Genomic DNA, 16752 nt, shown 5'->3' with positions numbered 1-16752 from the left:
TAAATAAGCCCTGTATTGCTTAGGCATTCAGGGCTTTTTTGGGGTGAATTACAAGGTCGTCATTAAAGGTGCGCCTTGTTTAATATGGGTTGCGCTGGTGAGGATAACATCAAGATAATCTGCGGAGTTGGCGACAATAATTGGCGTGGTTGTCTCAAAACCTTGAGATGCTAAAAAGTCCAAATCAAACTCTATCAGTGGCTCGCCAAGCATGACCTCTTGGTCTTGTTCGACCAGGAGTTTAAATCCTTGCCCGTCAAGCTTGACCGTATCAATGCCGATATGGATCAAAAGCTCAATGCCCGTCGTACTCTTAAGGCCAATCGCATGTTGAGTTTTAAACACCGAAGAGACCGTCCCCGCAAAAGGGGCAACCAATGTACCGCTATCGGGAATAATAGCGATGCCTTCTCCCATCACGCCGCTGGCGAAAGTGGGGTCACTCACGAGGCTAAGCGGAATCACTTCACCACTTAACGGGCTTGCCACATCATCTTGTCCTGTCCTTTTGGGTGTTGACTGAGACAGGGTTTGTGTTGCGTTGCTTGGTTCCACCATGGGAACAGACTCTGCTGGCTCAGACTCGCTAGGCGTAAAAAAGTACGTCAGTACCGCGGCGAGAATAATAGTTAAAATCGTGGCGATAACACAAGCGATGACCGTGTTATCAATGCCTTGTGGAGAAATGAGCTGAGTAAACGAAAATAGGCTCATCAGCCCCATCGAATAGGCTTTGGTTTGAAATGACGCAATGATGCCACTGCCAACCGAGGCTGCAGCACAGCCAAAAATAAATGGCCACTTTCTGGGTAAAGTAACGCCGTAAATAGCAGGCTCAGTGATCCCAAACATGGCGGTCATCGCTGCAGGTCCGGCATAACCTCGTACTTTGCGATGACGTGTTTTCAAAAATACCCCGATACATGCGCCCATTTGTCCAAACACGGCTGGAATCAACAAGGGAATAAGTAAGTCATAACCATTAACAGCAAAGTTATTGAGCGCGATAGGCACCAAGCACCAATGGATACCAAATATCACTAACACTTGCCAACTGGCACCGATAAAAATCCCCGCAATCACTGGGCTTGCATGGTAGAGAAAAAACACGCCCGATGAGATAAAGTTCGCCACCACGATACTCAGAGGGCCAATCAGCAAAAACGTTAACGGCACAGTAATCGCTAAGCTACAAAATGGCGCTAACCATTTATCAACAAAGTCAGGCAGTTTTTTAGGGTACAAGCGCTCAAGACGGGCTTGAAACCAAACCGCGAAAATAATTGGGATAACGGAGGTGGCATAATTGAGATATTGAATAGGAAAACCGAGAAAATGCTCTTTTGGTGTTTCAAGGCCAGCTACTTGTTGCGCGCGTAGCCATTCTACGTGGTTGACGATTTCTGGATGCACCAGTGCACAGCCAATGATGATACCGACGACCGGGTTGCCTCCCAGCCTTTTGGAAGCGGAATAGCCAAGCAAAATTGGAAGAAAAAAGAAAACGGCGTCAGCGGATGAATATAAGATGCGGTAGGTGCCGCTGTCTTGGCTCATCCACCCTAACGTGGCAAACAATACGATAAGCCCTTTTAAAATCCCAGCGGCACTCATTGGCCATAAGATAGGGTTGAATATCGCAATGACGGTATCAATCAGATTAGAAAAGTGGCTTGAAATATCTTGGTTCTTTGGCTCGCCGAGCAATGGAATAACAGATTGATAAAGTAATTCGACTTGGCTACCAATGACAATTTGAAACTGTCCGCCGGAGTTCATCACTGAAATGACTTCAGGTAACGCGTTGACTTTCTTCACTGCTTCAATCGGTACACGTTTTAGCTGAAAGCGTAGCCGAGTCGTGCAGTGAGTCACGTGCAAAATATTCTCTGCGCCACCGACAAGCGCGACTAATTGCGCCGCTAAACGCGCATGATAACTCGGTGTGGTGTCCATGTTATGCCTCAGAACTTGGCTTTTGTGAGCGGCGAACACGTTCAACGTGAATGGTTAAAAACATCATCTCTTCTGAGGTCATGGCGTGTTTGAACTTCTTATTGATATACAGGCTTATCTTTTCAACACACGAAAACGCCAGTGGGTACTTGTCACGCACCGAACGAAACAAAGAGTCATCGTCATCAGAAATGGTACTTTGATGGATCAGGCGATGCGCAAAAAATTTGAGATGAGTCACCAGACGACGAAATTCTACCCCTTCTTCATCGAGCTCAAGCGCCAGGTTATATTTGATCATCTGCACGATATCGCGAATCAAATTGGTGACGCTGATGGTGTTATTCATGTCTTCGTTAAGCTGGGCGTTGACCAAATGGAGCGCGATAAACGCCGCTTCATCTTCAGCAAAGGTCACGCCAGAGGCGTTTTTAAGCAAACGGATAGCTTGTAGGCCCACATCAAACTCGGCAGGGTAGAGATGTTTAATTTCCCACAGCATCGCATTTTTAACCACTTGGCCAGTGCGCAGACGCTCAATCGCAAAATGGATATGGTCAGCAAGGGAAATCCTCACACTCGGGTGAAGGTCGCCACTTAATGTTTGCTGAGCAAGTTCGACGATTTGTTCCGTCGCTGCCAGTAACTCGAGGGGAATTTCCTCCAATAGCTCGTGATAGCGCGCATCAAGCGCATCATCATCACTTGAGGCGAGTGTGAAGACCTTTTCAATTTTATTGGCATCAATCTCCATACCGACTTTCATTTGAAAACCGATACCGCGACCCATCACCACCACTTCGCGTTGGTTGGCATCTTGGGAGATCAGCACATTATTATTTAAAACTTTAGATACATGCATATTTTTATCGTAGGCAGTAAGTTGAGCATAAAAAAACCTAAGTGGTGTCATCCAAGGAAAACACCACTTAGGTTTTGCCTGCTAAATGCAGTAACAATCCGTACTTTTTATTGAGTGTATAGTCATTATAAGCCGCTCTCAAATCAGCTGAATGGATTGTGTGAATGGCAACACAGTTTGCCCTAAACGGAGTGATAACCACGGTGTTTAGTTTAAATGCATAATAAGCGGAGTCAGTTGCAATGAATATAAAAATTCTATGATACCGGTTACAGCTGTGATTTATGTCGCCATTTGAAGGCTTTTTGACATATTTAGTCGCGATCTGAATCACAAATGATTATTTAGCGTATTGAATCAATAATGGGCTAAGACTATCGTTCAGCCATCAAACGGATTGTTATCGCGAAAGCGAGCAAAACCTGACTTAACTGACTTCAAAGCTCCAAGAGCGATTGAAGGAAAGTGGTCAGGTTTTTTTATATCTAAAATTTAATTTTGGTTATTGACGGGATTGTTACCTCTAAATTGGGCAAAACCCGGTGAGACTCAAGTACTTAATGCTCGAGTTTCACCGGGTTTTTTTATGCCTTCAGTTCAGTGGTCATTCGGTTTAATGAGATAGGACATAGTTATGGCATATGAACAGTTAGCATCAGACATCATTGATGGTGTCGGTGGGATAGAAAATATTGATAGCGTGTTCAATTGCGCGACCCGACTGCGTTTCAGATTAAAAGAAGCCAGTAAAGGCAACAAAAATAAAGTCAACGAACTAGAGGGGGTTATTGCTGCGGTTGAGAGTGGGGGCCAGTTTCAAGTTGTTATCGGTAATCATGTTGGGCAAGTACTGAAAGCGATTGAGTCCTCAATGGAAGGAAATAGCTCTGCAGCTGGCAGTGCGTTAACTGACAGTGGGCAAGATAAGCCAACGCTGTTTGGTCGTTTTATGGATACCATCTCTGGCATTTTTACTCCCATGCTCGGCACGTTGGCTGCTTCGGGTATTTTGAAGGGGTTGCTTGCGCTCGCAGTCGCTATGGCATGGTTAAATCCACAATCCGGAACCTATCAAATTCTATTTGCCGCTAGTGATGCTCTCTTCTATTTCTTCCCTTTGGTACTCGGTTTTACGGCTGGGCGCAAATTTGGTGGAAGTCCATTCGTTACCATGGTCATCGGCGGTGCGCTCGTGCATCCGACCATGATTGCTGCTTTCCAGGCTTCGAGTTCTCCTGAAACCGCAGAACTCACGTTTCTTGGTATTCCTGTTGTGTTTATGAATTATGCTTCGTCAGTGATACCAATCATTTTCGCCGCTTGGGTTTCTTGCCGAATCGAAACTGTGTTCGACCGATGGTTACCCGGTGCTGTGCGTAATTTCTTCACGCCACTATTTTGCATCATGATTACCGTGCCATTAACGTTCTTGCTGATTGGGCCGGCGGCGACATACCTAAGCCATCTTCTGGCAAACGGCTATGAGCTTTTATATGGCATGAGTCCAATGATTGCAGGCGCGATCATGGGGTCACTCTGGCAAGTCTTTGTGATCTTTGGTCTGCATTGGGGATTCGTTCCGATCATGATGAATAACCTCAGTGTTTTGGGAGCGGATACTATGCTGCCACTGCTGATTCCAGCAATCTTAGGTCAAACCGGCGCTGTACTTGGTGTATTACTGCGTACTCGCGATGCCAAACTCAAAACGATTTCTGGCTCTGCGTTTACGGCTGGTCTTTTCGGTATCACCGAACCTGCAATCTATGGTGTGAACCTGCCCCGTCGTCGTCCGTTTATTTTTGGTTGTGTTGGCGGAGCGGTTGGTGCGTCGATTATCGGGCTATACCAAACCAAGATTTTCTCTTTTTCGCTGCCAAGTATTTTGAGTTTCCCACAATTTATCCCTCAAGCCGGTGTTGATGCCAGTGTATGGGCAGCAGTGATTGGCTCGCTGGTGGCTATTTTCTTAGCTGCAATCCTGACGTTCCTGTTCGGTCTTGATCGTTCGCATTCTACCACGCAATCCGACGCAACAGCGGCAGAGAAGTAATCAATTAATTAAAGGAGATGAACGCATGAGTTACCGTTTTCCAGATACATTTTTATGGGGCGGCGCCATCGCTGCAAACCAAGTAGAAGGGGCACATCTAACTGACGGAAAAGGATTATCAACTTCCGATATCCAACCTTATGGTGCTTTTGGTGAGTTGGTTGAACGTCAGCCAAATGATTTCAACATTAAAGATGTTGCTATCGATTTCTATCACCGTTACCCAGAGGATATCGCGCTGTTTGCTGAAATGGGGTTCACCACATTGCGCTTGTCGATTGCATGGAGTCGCATTTTCCCTAATGGCGATGATGCCGAGCCAAACGAGGCGGGCCTCGCGTATTACGACAAAATTTTTACCGAGTTGGAAAAGCACAACATCACGCCATTAGTGACGTTATCGCACTATGAAATGCCGCTTAACCTTGCCAAGCAATATCAAGGTTGGGCAAGTCGCGAGACGATAGGTTTTTTTGAAACGTACGCACGAGTGGTTTTTCAACGCTTTGGTCACCGGGTCAAACATTGGTTAACGTTTAATGAGATTAATGTGACGTTACATGAACCATTTACTGGATCTGGTTTGCCAAGGGACTGTGATGAACAAACGCGTTTTCAAGCCATTCATCACCAGTTGGTGGCGAGTGCGAAAGCCGTCAAGCTATGCCATGACATGGTCCCAGAGGGAAAAATTGGCAATATGATCTTAGGTGCAATGCTTTATCCATTGACCTGTCATCCCGACGATATGCTGAAAACGTTAACCCAAAACCGAGAGTGGTTGATGTTTGGAGATATTCAGGCTCGTGGTTATTACCCGTCTTACATGACGCGTAAATTTACTGAAATGGGTGTGACATTAAATATCACTGAGGATGACAAACAAGCACTCAAAGAAACCATCGATTTCGTCTCGTTTAGTTACTACATGACGGGATGTGCTAGTGCAGATCCTGAACAGCAAGATAAAGCTGACGCGAATATGCTGCAAATGATTGCTAACCCTCACCTCAAAGCATCGGAGTGGGGCTGGCAGATCGATCCCAAAGGTTTGCGTTATTTACTCAACTTTCTTTATGACCGTTATCAACTACCTCTGTTTGTGGTGGAAAACGGTTTGGGTGCCGTGGATGTGGTTGATGAGCAAGGCGCGATACAAGATGACTACCGTATTCAATATCTTAATGATCACTTATATCAACTGGGCGAAGCGATTCAAGATGGTGTAGATGTCATGGGCTACACCAGTTGGGGGCCTATCGATTTGGTTAGCGCAGGAACGGCACAAATGAGCAAACGTTATGGCTTTATTTATGTTGATCGCGACAACCAAGGCCACGGGTCTCTAAAACGCACCCCGAAAAAGAGCTTTTATTGGTATCAATCCGTGATTGGCTCGCAAGGTGAAACTTTGACTGAACCGCAATCGTAATTGCGTTCAGTTCCCCCAAGAAGTTCACTGAGCGATCCTGATCTTGGTGGGCTTCACTTTTAACACGAAAAGTAAGCAGGAACGATAATGAATAACAAGTACAAACATTTTTCAAAAGCGTGGACTAAAAAACTCTCTCTAATTTGTCTTGCTCTGGTGGCCAGTGGCTTGACGGCTGGCGCTGCGGCGCAAGGAGAGGTGGACTCTCAAATTGAGGCGTTGCAATCACAAATCACTCAGGCGCAGCAAACGCTAAAAGCACTGCAAGCGTCTAACGGTAGTGAATCTGAAAATGCGTCGCCTGTTGCCGAAACGACCTCCGATGCGTTACCTACATTTACTGATCAAGTTTCGGCGCAAAGTGGTTTTTCCTTCAATGGCTACCTACGAGCGGGCTGGTTCGGTGCTGAAAATGGATCGCCAGAATCATATGCGATTGGCTCGTTGGGCCGTTTTGGTAACGAGCTCAGCGGCTGGTATGACTTAACCTTTAAGCAACGTGTCTATGACAAGCAAGGTAAGCAAGTCGAAGCCGTTATTACCTTTGATGGTAACAGCGGTCTTGCAAAAGGGGTTGAGCTTGAGGGGCAAGAAGAGAACTACTTCCACTTCCTTGACCTATATATTCGCACCAAAGGGTTCATTCCTGCATTACCAGAATCGGAGCTTTGGGTTGGACGTCATGCCATCACTGGCTCAGAAATTCAGATGCTCGATTGGAAAAGTACCCGGACTAACTCAGGCGCTGGCGTGGGGTTAGACAATATTGTTTTACCAGAAGGCTCGCTCAATATTGCTCTCATTCGAGAAGACCTTAACTATCTAGATGACAGCGCTCAAGATAATGGTGTAGACGTCAACAGTAACATCATTGATGTTCGTTATCAGGGGTATCAGTTGAGTGATTCATTGCAACTCGGTTTCGCCTCTAAATACCAGTTTGCTAATCCTGGGTCGAGCGCAAAAGATGCAGAGAATTCTGGGAATTATCCAAACGTGGAGGATGCGCTTAGTTTCTCAACTATCGTTAACCAACAATTAACGAACAATGGTTTCAATGAATACACGCTACAGTATACGACCAACTCTATAGCCAGTAGCTTGGCATCGATTGCTGGTGGAAACCCTGACTTTAGCGCAGGCATTAATAACTACCAAGGTGAGCACACTGATGGTTACGCCGTCCGTTTCGTATCTCAAGGCGAAAAATACCTATTTGAAAATCAAGTCTTGGTTGCGCATGCATTTGTCGCATCTCATGGTGAGGATATTTATAACTACGATTTAGCGTCAGCGCATACTGACTTTGATAGTGTTAGAGCGGTTGTTCGTCCTGCTTACATTTGGGATCAGTTTAATCAAACCGGTGTGGAACTGGGGTACTTCAATCAAACCAACCGTGTCGAAGGGAAAGATTACGATGAGAGCGGTTATAAGTTAACGGCGTACCATGCGTTTAAGGTCGCGACCAGCATGCTTGGTTCTCGTCCAGAGATTCGCTTCTATGCGACCTACCTGAAAGCGGATGAAAACGACATCACTAATTTTGCTTTTGATGGTGATAACGATGATCAACTGAGTTTTGGCGTTCAAGCTGAGCTTTGGTGGTTTTAACCGTTGCTGATTGAATTCTTAACGCCGATGTTGTGGAACGTAGTTTTAGACGTCGGCGTTACTGTTTACTTGAGACTTGGAAAGGTCGTTATGATGAAAATAAACAAACATTTAAATTTGCTTGTTCCACTTGTTTCTGCTTTATGTGCAGGAGCGAGCCATGTATCGATTGCCGAACCACTGCCTGCGGTGGATAAGACACGCATGATTGTATTGACGGATATTGGTAACGAACCCGATGATTCGCAATCGTTCATTCGCTTACTGACGTACGCCAATGAGTTTGATATTGAGAGTGTGATTGCGACAACCTCTACCTGGCAGCGCGATAAAGTGCAGCCACAATTACTGAAACAGCGCGTTGATGCGTACGCCAAAGTGTTTCATAACTTAGAGGCCCACGCTGAAGGCTTTCCTTCACCAGCTGAGCTTAAATCAAAGATCATCAGCGGCCGTGCTGGCTTTGGAATGGACTATGTTGGCGAAGGCAAAACCTCAAAGGCGTCAAAGACCATCACCCAAATCGTCGATAAAGCAGACGATCGCCCGGTGTGGATCACCGTGTGGGGTGGCTCAGTCGATCTGGCGCAAGCGCTTTGGGATGTGAAACACACGCGCAGCGATGAAGACGTGGCGGCATTTATTCGCAAAATCCGCGTTTATTCCATCTCTGACCAAGACAATACCGGCGCTTGGATTCGCCGTAATTTCCCAACCATGACCTGGATTAGCAGTTTGCATGCATTCAACGACTATTGGTTATCGACTTGGATTGGCATTTCTGCGCCGATGGCGGAAGGCGGGGACATGTCACAGGTTAATAATGAGTGGATTGGTCAGCATATCCAACAAGGTCCACTCGGCAGTCAATATCCGGACATCATGTACATCATGGAAGGCGATAGCCCATCATTTATGTATTTGCTTCAAAATGGTTTAAATGTACCTGATCATCCTGAATATGGTGGTTGGGGAGGGCGCTACGCTGCGGTCACGTATGACGATGCGGGCGGGTTGCGAACCAGCACATCGGATACGGTCACAGGCGTTGATGGGAAAGAATATCGTAATGCGTCGGCAACGATTTGGCGTTTTAGAGAGCAATTCCAAAATGATTTCGCAGGGCGTATTCAGTGGACATTGACCGATGATTTTTCCAAAGCCAATCATAATCCGAACGTTAAACTTAATGGGGAAGGTGGGCTTGCTCCTGTCTATATTGAGGCAAAATCAGGCGAGAAAGTTAACTTGTCAGCCAAAGGCAGCTCAGACCCAGATAACGATGCGTTAAATTATCGTTGGTGGCAGTATGCGGAGCCAAGTGCACATACGCTGCAAATTCATTTCGGCCCCAAGATAGAGCTGTCTTCAACCAACCAGGCCGACACCAGTTTTGTGGCGCCAAAAGTCGATAAACCCACGCCGTTTCATGTGATTATTGAAGTTAGCGATGAGGGAATGCCGTCACTCTATTCGTATCGCCGCGCGATCATCACGGTATCACCATAATTGTCCTATATAAAAACCGCAGTTGAGGCTGCGGTTTTTTGTCAGCGTTGGTTTAGTGTGGCGGGCAAATTTAGGTTGAGCGATCAAAGATCGAGTTTCGCTCGATCAATTCACCTTGTATTGATAACTGTTGAGCTTGCTCATGTTCCCCTAAAATCATCAACACGCCTTTTTGCGCCATTTGTTCAAGAGGAATGCTGACAGACGTCAGGCTTGGCGTGACAAAGTCAGCAAGATTGATGTTATCAAATCCGGCAATCGAGACATCTTCAGGCACACGATAGCCATGCTCAAACAAAGCTTTGATCGCGCCCAGTGCCATTTCATCGTTCCCGGCTAAGATAGCGCTGAACTCAGCCCCGCTGGCAATCAATTGCTTCGCTGCTAAATAACCACTTTGCGGGGTCCAGTCCCCTTGTACCACAAGGCGCGGGTCAGTATCGAGTGCGTGTTGATGACACATATCTCGATAGGCTTTTAAACGCTGGATTCCGGTGAACGAATTCTCTCGCCCAGCGATAAACGCAATCGACTGGTGGCCCTTTTCAACCATGTGCTGCATCACGCGGCAGGCGCTTTGATAGTGATCAGAGGCGACGGTGCATTGTGGATGCTGGGTGACTTGATGGTTGACAACGACGATGGGAATTGGCGACTTATCGATGATCTCGCCAAGCTGCTCATCACTTAAATATTTCGGGTACACCACGATGCCTTTACAGCGCATATCCGTGAGAAAGTTAATTGCATCACGCTCATCTTGTGCGCTGTGTTTGCCATCAGCAATAACCAACTGATGCTGACGCTGCTCAGTAAATGTCGCGGCGTGATACACCAGAGAGGAAAAATAGGGGCCATTAAATAAGGCGTTGGTAATTACCAATCCGACAAAATTGGTTTGTTGAGTAGCTAGTTGGCGGGCTAATAGGTTTGGGCGGTAACCCGTTTCTTGTATGGCTTTAAATACCGCGCTGACCACATCCGGTCTGACAATATTCTTCCCATTTAATACGCGCGATACCGTTGCTTTGGAAACGCCGGCTTTTTTCGCGACATCCAACATGGTGACCATAACTGTGGTTGTTCTCCATTTGATTTAAGGTTGGGCGCTAACTGCCTGTTAGCACCCAATTTATCTTAAAGAGTTGCTCCATTTGACGCAATCACGTCTTTATACCAGAAGAAGGATTTTTTACGCGAACGTTCTAGCGTTCCTGTGCCGTCATCGTGTTTATCAACATAAATAAACCCATAACGCTTTTTCATCTCACCAGTGGTAAAAGAGACCAAATCAATGCAACCCCAAGGCGTGTAGCCCAGCAGTTCAACCCCATCTATGGTGATTGCTTTTTCCATTTCCTTGATGTGTTCTCGCAAATAATCGATGCGATAGTCATCGTTGATCTCGCCGTTTTCCTCGACGACATCCACGGCACCAAAGCCATTTTCGACGATAAACAAAGGCACCTCATAGCGCTCGTAGAGAGAGGCTAATGAGTAGCGAAGCCCAACGGGATCAATTTGCCATCCCCAATCACTGGCTTTGAGGTACGGGTTTTTAATTGAATGCACACTGCTGCCGTCCATGCTGGTGTCATTCGCTTGATGGATGGTTGAATCGACGGTGTTCGACATGTAGTAGCTAAAGCCCAGATAATCGACTTTGCCACGTGCAAGGAGCGCTTCGTCTTCTTCGCGCATCTCAATATGATAACCTTTACGTGCCCACTCTTGCTTGGCATAGTTTGGATAATGCCCTTTAACCATCACATCAGAGAAGAAGTAGCGATCCCGCATCGACTCTTGTGCCAGCATCACATCTTCAGGCTTTGATGAATTCGGGTAAAAAGGCACCATGGCACACATTGCGCCAACTTTGAGTTTTGGGTTAAGCGCATGGGCTTTTTCGACCACTAACGCGCTGGCGACAAACTGGTGATGCACCGCTTGATACATGGCTTCTTCAGGCTTTACCTTTTGTGGAAAACGCACGCCAGAACACATCCAGCCAAAAATATCTGCCGACACGTTTTTCTGGTTATTGATCTCATTGAAGGTCATCCAATAGGTGACTTTGTGCTGATAGCGTTCAATCACTGTCATTGAGAACTTAACGAATAGGTCGACCACTTCGCGGCTCATCCAACCATCGTACTTTTGCACTAAGTGATAAGGCATTTCAAAGTGGCTTAGGGTGATGACAGGCTCGATGCCGTACTTTAATAACTCATCAAATAAGTCGTCGTAGAATTGTAACCCGGCTTCGTTGGGCTCACTTTCATCACCATTTGGGAAAATTCGTGTCCAGGCGATACTGGTGCGAAAACATTTAAAGCCCATCTCGGCCATCATCGCGACATCTTGTGGGTAGCGGTGATAAAAATCGATCGCTTGATGGTTTGGGTAACTTTCACCATCAACCACACCATCAGTAATACGACGTTGAACGCCGTGAGCTCCTGCGGTTAAAACATCCGCGACACTTGGTCCTTTACCTTCTTGGTCCCACCCGCCTTCAAGTTGATGGGCAGCGACAGCGCCGCCCCATAGAAAATTGTCTGGAAAAGAATGACTCATGGAAACTCCTATTTGTTAACAGATTTGCATCATGGGTTGACCAAATTGAACCGATTTGTCTTTGGGTTCTTCAAGCAGCTCAAGAGAGAATTCGTCACTGTTGAGAATGATAAATGGGGTCGTGAGGTCATAGCCCTCAGCTTCGATCGCCGCTTTATCAAATTCAATCAGTGGTTCGCCGCTTGTCACCGTTTGGTCGAGTTTGACTAAAGTTTTAAAGTGCTTGCCTTTGAGATTAACGGTATCAAGGCCAACGTGGATAAGCAGTTCAACCCCATTAGCACAGGTTAAACCAACGGCATGCTGGCTTTCGATGACCGAAGACACCACCGCATCACAGGGGGCTTTAACAAGGCCTTCGCTGGGGCGAATCGCGATACCATCGCCCAATAACTTAAGAGCAAAGCTTTCATCGTTGACGTCGCTCAGTGGAATGATTTCGCCTTGAGTTGGCGCTAATAAGGTCAAAGCAGTGCTGTTGCTGGCGATAGAGGTCGGCGTAGCGACTAAGGTCTCGGTGTCTGAGCGCTTAGCGGCTTCAAGTTCTGCTTGTTCTTCATCAATAGGGTCATCAAACCCGACAGTAAAGACCAGCGCCGTGGTGACCACAATAGTGGTGATCACGCCTGCTACTTCACCAATAAAAGACATTGGGTTTTCTGCGCTAATCGCATTCACAATGGTAAGTAAGCCGGGTAAACCTGCGTATGCGTAGTAGTAACTGCCAAATAAGCTGACGACCACTGCTCCGACCGCACCGCCAATACAACCACAAATAAATGGCTTCTTAAGCCGCAACGTAACCCCGTACAACGCAGGTTCGGTAATACCAAAAATCCCGGTTACCCCTGCTGAGTAACACGTGGTTTTGTAGCGTTTGTTGCGCGATTTGATACCCACTGCAAATGCCGCTGCCATTTGCGCGACCACCGCGACGGTTTGGAATGCTTGGAATGAGTCATAACCGTAGGTATCAAAGTTTGAAATAACCACCGGCGTGATGCCCCAGTGAACACCAAAAATAACGATCACTTGCCAAATACCGCCGACTAACGCCGCAGCAAGGGGCGGGAAAGTATCAAATAGCCAGTTATACCCGCCAGCGATGGCGGTGGCTGCGCCACTTGTTACCGGACCAATCACAATCAGGGTCAGTGGCACCATAATTACTAAGCACACTAATGGAGTGAACAGTTCACTAACAACATCGGGAATGATTTTTTTCGACCAGCGCTCAACATGAGACAGGCCCCAAACCATGAAAATAGGCGGTAAAACCGAAGCGGTATATACGGTTTTTGCCAAAGGAATACCGAGGAAGGTGACAATGTCACCGTCTGCAATTTGCGCTGCGATTTGTGCCCATGATGGGTTGATAAGGGCACAGCTACACATCACGGCGATAAAAGGATTACAGCGAAAATGCTTGGCGGATGTCATGGCAATAAACACGGGCAAAAAGACAAACGGTGTCCACGACATAAAGTTTAAAACCGCAAAGGTGCCAGAATCGGTTATCGCTGGGGCGAAGTGTTTCGCAACAATCAGTAGGCCCTGCAAAATCCCCGCCGCGGCAAGAACAAAAATGATCGGTGCGAATATCGCTGACATTGACCCGATAACGGCATCGATGACACGAACTTTATTGTCTTGGTTATCCAGCAGACGTTGGTCGACCAAGTTGCCCATGGCCTCGTACACATCCGCTACGTGAGTGCCAATCACTACTTGGAATTGACCGCCACTTTGCACCACGGTTATCACCCCTGGCATGGATTTGATTTTTTCAGGTGCCAGCTCGGGCGTTTGTTTTAGAACCAAACGTAGGCGCGTGGCACAGCGTGTAAAACTGATGATATTTTCCTGCCCGCCGACCTCGCTGAGAATGTCGGCAGCCAGTTGACTGTAATCTCTGACTTTAGTCATGAGTGATCACCTTATGTTTAACGTTAGGGAAGAGGTTTTTATTGTTTTAAGTTGTCTTTGGTTTTCTTTGCAACCGGTTTCAAGTTAATTTCTGCAACCGGTTTCAACAAGATGAAAGATCGAATTTTGTGCGCTATGAGACAAATTAGATACGGTTCTGTGTCGGTGATCTCACTGTCATACCGTATGGTGAAATCTTATGGTGTTGGTGTCTTAGAAATGAAACGACCACAGAGAATAATGAGTGATTAAACCTCAATAAAGGTGGCAATGTGACGAAGAGTGAAGCGGCACCAGGCGTATTTATGTCGTATATATTGAAACGGGTAATAATTTGTATAAATAGGCAATGAATAGCGATTTTTAATAAAGAGAAATGGACCGGTCCTCCGTTAAGTTAAATAAAGCCAAGTGCTTTTTCCCTCATGAAAATAAGAGAAATCGCATTATGTCCAACTCAAGTTGGTGGCGAAATAGGAATTTCAATCAACAACCGGAGGCCATTATGAATCCATTATTAGAAGGTAAAACAGCGGTTATTACTGGGGCGAGTAAAGGCATTGGTTACTCTATTGCCGAAGTATTTGTTGAAGAGGGCGCAAATGTTGTTATGACAGCCCGGAATCAAAAAGCGCTCGACGAAGCGGTAGAGAACATCAATCAAATTGGCAGCGGTAAAGCGATTGGTGTCATTGCCGATTCGAGCGATGCTGCGGCGCCGAAAGCCGTGTTTGGAGCGGCAATTGAGGCATTTGGTCAAGTTGATGTCTTGGTCAATAACGCGGGCTCAGGTGATATGGTTGCGATTGAAGAAGCCAGCGATGAGCACTTTGCGAAAATTGTAGAGCTGAACTTATCGGGTGTATTCCGCTATTGCCGTGAAGCGGTTCAACATTTCTTACCTCGTAACGAAGGTCGAATTATTAATGTCTCTTCTGTGAATGGTACCTTGCCGATTTGTGGTGTGGCGTATACGTCGACAAAAGGTGCAGTCAATACCATGACCAAAAACATTGCGATTCGTCTGTCTGGTACCAATATCCGTTGTAATGCGATTGCACCAGGGGTGACTGATACCGAAGCTGCAGCGGCTTGGGCAGCAGGTGAGCAAGAAGGCGGCGATGTTATGTTGGAATTCTCCGATAAATACGTGAATACCACAGTGCCGATGACAGACCCTCGTGACCAAGCTTATGCAGCGTTGTATTTAGCCAGCAAAATGGGCAGTGCGGTGACAGGGCAAGTGATTCAGGTTGATAACGGTGCGTTCTTATAATCGGAGAGTTTTCTCTAGCGCATAAAAAAAGCTCCCTGCATGGGAGCTTTTTTATTATTTGTTCAGAGGGTTATTATATTTCGCCAGCAATGAAAATAGCTTATAAATAACACCTCAATTCTGTTGAATATCGAAGCCAAGTAATTTAACTGCACTTTTCACGATTAATTATCCGTGATGGCACCAGCACTTTTTTGTTTTAATTTGGCCGCAATTAAAATAACCGATCCTAATAAAGCGAGAACGCCATACGCGCCAGCGACTTGCAGCAAGCTAAAGTGCTCCGAAAATTGCCCGGCAATCAGCGTTGGCACTGCCGCGCCCATATAAGAGGTGGCATAAATCACCGAAAGCACGTTGGCCCGTTCGTCAGCCGTCAATTCAGAGACCATGGTTTGGATACTGCCAGTCAGTACCATTCCTTGTGCTATCCCGGCGAGAACGCTTGCAATCAGAAACGGGATAAGTAACCCCGAACTGAGCGTGAATAAAATGCATCCCACGAACAGAGTAAAGCTCAACATACCGGCAAATTGTGCGCGTTTGGATGACATTTTTCCTGCAAGAGAGGCACCAATTGAACTGGGCGCCATAATGGAGGCAAATACCAAAGCAGCGGCGACAGCACTGGTTGAATGCAATTGTTCACGCGCCATTGCGGGGCCAAACGCCTGGAAAAACCCGCCAAGTGCCCAAGTACAAACAAAGGTACAAGCGGCAAGAGGAAAGGCTTTTTTGGCTGATGGAGGCAACGCAAAGTTCGGCTTGAGTGAGCGCATAGCGCCGGATTTAGGCGCCATGGTTTCTTGGCTTCTGAGTACGAAAAGCAGGCAAACCAGTAGCACAGCAAGGACCACGTAGAAAGGTAATTGACGTGGTATTGGGCCGTATTCGGTCAGAGCGCCAGAGCCTAAACCACCAATGGTCAAGCCTGTCATTGGGCCACAACTCAAAATAGCGGGCGCAATCCACGCCCGAACGGTAAATGCACAATCCACGACCCAAGATGCCAGTGCGGTAGACGCTAAGCCGCAAGCGAGCCCTTGGCACAGGCGACCCAGCAGCAGCGGCGCAGCGCTATGTACATTCAAAAAGAACAGAGTTGAAAGGGCGGCAAGGAGTAGTGAGATCACGGCGACGGGTTTACGCCCTAAGTGGTTAGACAATCGTCCAAACACCACTAACGCGGTGACCGCGCCAATAAAATAGACGACAGAACTCAGTGACAGTTCGACGTAGCCAATATGATCAGCCGTTTGATAAATGCCATACAGAGGGATAGGGACTGCCGAGGTGATGTACGTCGCGATTAGCGCAAATGCCGCTCCGACAAAAGAGAATAAGTTACCTTTCTTAGACAATGGATACACTCCTATCGCGGTTGGTGGGTGACTTCATGTTAAATAAGGCACCGAATCTGGCTTGCCGTGAGGAGGCTTATGAAGTCGTTCGAATTAGAGAATGGCGCTGCAAAGACGCCATTATGACGATAGCTATTATAAGAGGCACGATGATAATCGGCTTGCCTGTTTCTCTTCAAAGCTTGT

Annotated in this window: 11 protein-coding genes; 5 read left to right on the top strand and 6 right to left on the bottom strand. The window is 46.7% G+C overall.

Going from position 1 to position 16752, the window contains the following annotated elements; genetic code table 11:
* Window positions 1-48: 48 nt before the first annotated feature.
* Together M1D72_RS16295 and licT are read right to left on the bottom strand one after the other, a co-directional pair.
* Window positions 49-1956, bottom strand: a complete 1908-nt coding sequence (locus tag M1D72_RS16295; protein WP_456295879.1) for a beta-glucoside-specific PTS transporter subunit IIABC — start codon at window positions 1954-1956, stop codon at window positions 49-51.
* A 1-nt stretch (window position 1957) separates the two neighbouring features.
* Window positions 1958-2818 (bottom strand): BglG family transcription antiterminator LicT, encoded by an 861-nt coding sequence (licT, locus tag M1D72_RS16290; protein WP_456295878.1) that lies wholly within the window; start codon window positions 2816-2818, stop codon window positions 1958-1960.
* Window positions 2819-3452: 634 nt separating this feature from the next.
* On the opposite strand from licT, the gene M1D72_RS16285 reads away from it, so the two are divergent.
* The 4 genes from M1D72_RS16285 (at window position 3453) to M1D72_RS16270 (ending at window position 9426) form a co-directional block, all read left to right on the top strand.
* Window positions 3453-4871 (top strand): PTS transporter subunit EIIC, encoded by a 1419-nt coding sequence (locus M1D72_RS16285; protein WP_456295877.1) that lies wholly within the window; start codon window positions 3453-3455, stop codon window positions 4869-4871.
* A 25-nt stretch (window positions 4872-4896) separates the two neighbouring features.
* A complete protein-coding gene (locus M1D72_RS16280) occupies window positions 4897-6303 on the top strand; it encodes a glycoside hydrolase family 1 protein (RefSeq protein ID WP_456295876.1) in 1407 nt (468 codons plus the stop codon).
* Window positions 6304-6390: 87 nt separating this feature from the next.
* Complete coding sequence (locus M1D72_RS16275) at window positions 6391-7917, top strand: carbohydrate porin (protein WP_456295875.1); 1527 nt, start codon at window positions 6391-6393, stop codon at window positions 7915-7917.
* Between the two features lie 90 nt (window positions 7918-8007).
* Window positions 8008-9426 (top strand): nucleoside hydrolase-like domain-containing protein, encoded by a 1419-nt coding sequence (locus M1D72_RS16270; protein WP_456295874.1) that lies wholly within the window; start codon window positions 8008-8010, stop codon window positions 9424-9426.
* 70 nt (window positions 9427-9496) lie between these two features.
* On the opposite strand, the gene M1D72_RS16265 is transcribed toward M1D72_RS16270, so the two are convergent.
* The 3 genes from M1D72_RS16265 to M1D72_RS16255 all read right to left on the bottom strand — a co-directional run bounded on the left by M1D72_RS16265 (window position 9497) and on the right by M1D72_RS16255 (window position 13929).
* The gene (locus M1D72_RS16265) at window positions 9497-10498 is read right to left on the bottom strand and encodes a LacI family DNA-binding transcriptional regulator (RefSeq protein WP_456295873.1); all 1002 of its coding nucleotides are present in this window, start codon (window positions 10496-10498) and stop codon (window positions 9497-9499) included.
* 65 nt (window positions 10499-10563) lie between these two features.
* Window positions 10564-12003, bottom strand: coding sequence for a 6-phospho-beta-glucosidase (locus M1D72_RS16260; RefSeq protein ID WP_456295872.1), 1440 nt, complete (start codon window positions 12001-12003; stop codon window positions 10564-10566).
* Window positions 12004-12018: 15 nt separating this feature from the next.
* Window positions 12019-13929, bottom strand: a complete 1911-nt coding sequence (locus M1D72_RS16255) for a beta-glucoside-specific PTS transporter subunit IIABC (RefSeq protein WP_456295871.1) — start codon at window positions 13927-13929, stop codon at window positions 12019-12021.
* 505 nt (window positions 13930-14434) lie between these two features.
* Here M1D72_RS16255 and M1D72_RS16250 point away from each other — a divergent pair.
* On the top strand, window positions 14435-15205 hold the full coding sequence (locus M1D72_RS16250; protein ID WP_456295870.1) for an SDR family NAD(P)-dependent oxidoreductase: 771 nt from the start codon (window positions 14435-14437) through the stop codon (window positions 15203-15205).
* A gap of 164 nt (window positions 15206-15369) precedes the next feature.
* Here M1D72_RS16250 and M1D72_RS16245 read toward each other — a convergent pair whose 3' ends face one another.
* On the bottom strand, window positions 15370-16566 hold the full coding sequence (locus M1D72_RS16245; protein ID WP_390189413.1) for an MFS transporter: 1197 nt from the start codon (window positions 16564-16566) through the stop codon (window positions 15370-15372).
* Between the last annotated feature and the right edge of the window lie 186 nt (window positions 16567-16752).

The organism is Vibrio sp. AK197, from assembly GCF_053903115.1.
Note: the sequence above shows the minus strand (reverse complement) of the source record. Positions and strands in the feature narration are given on the sequence as shown.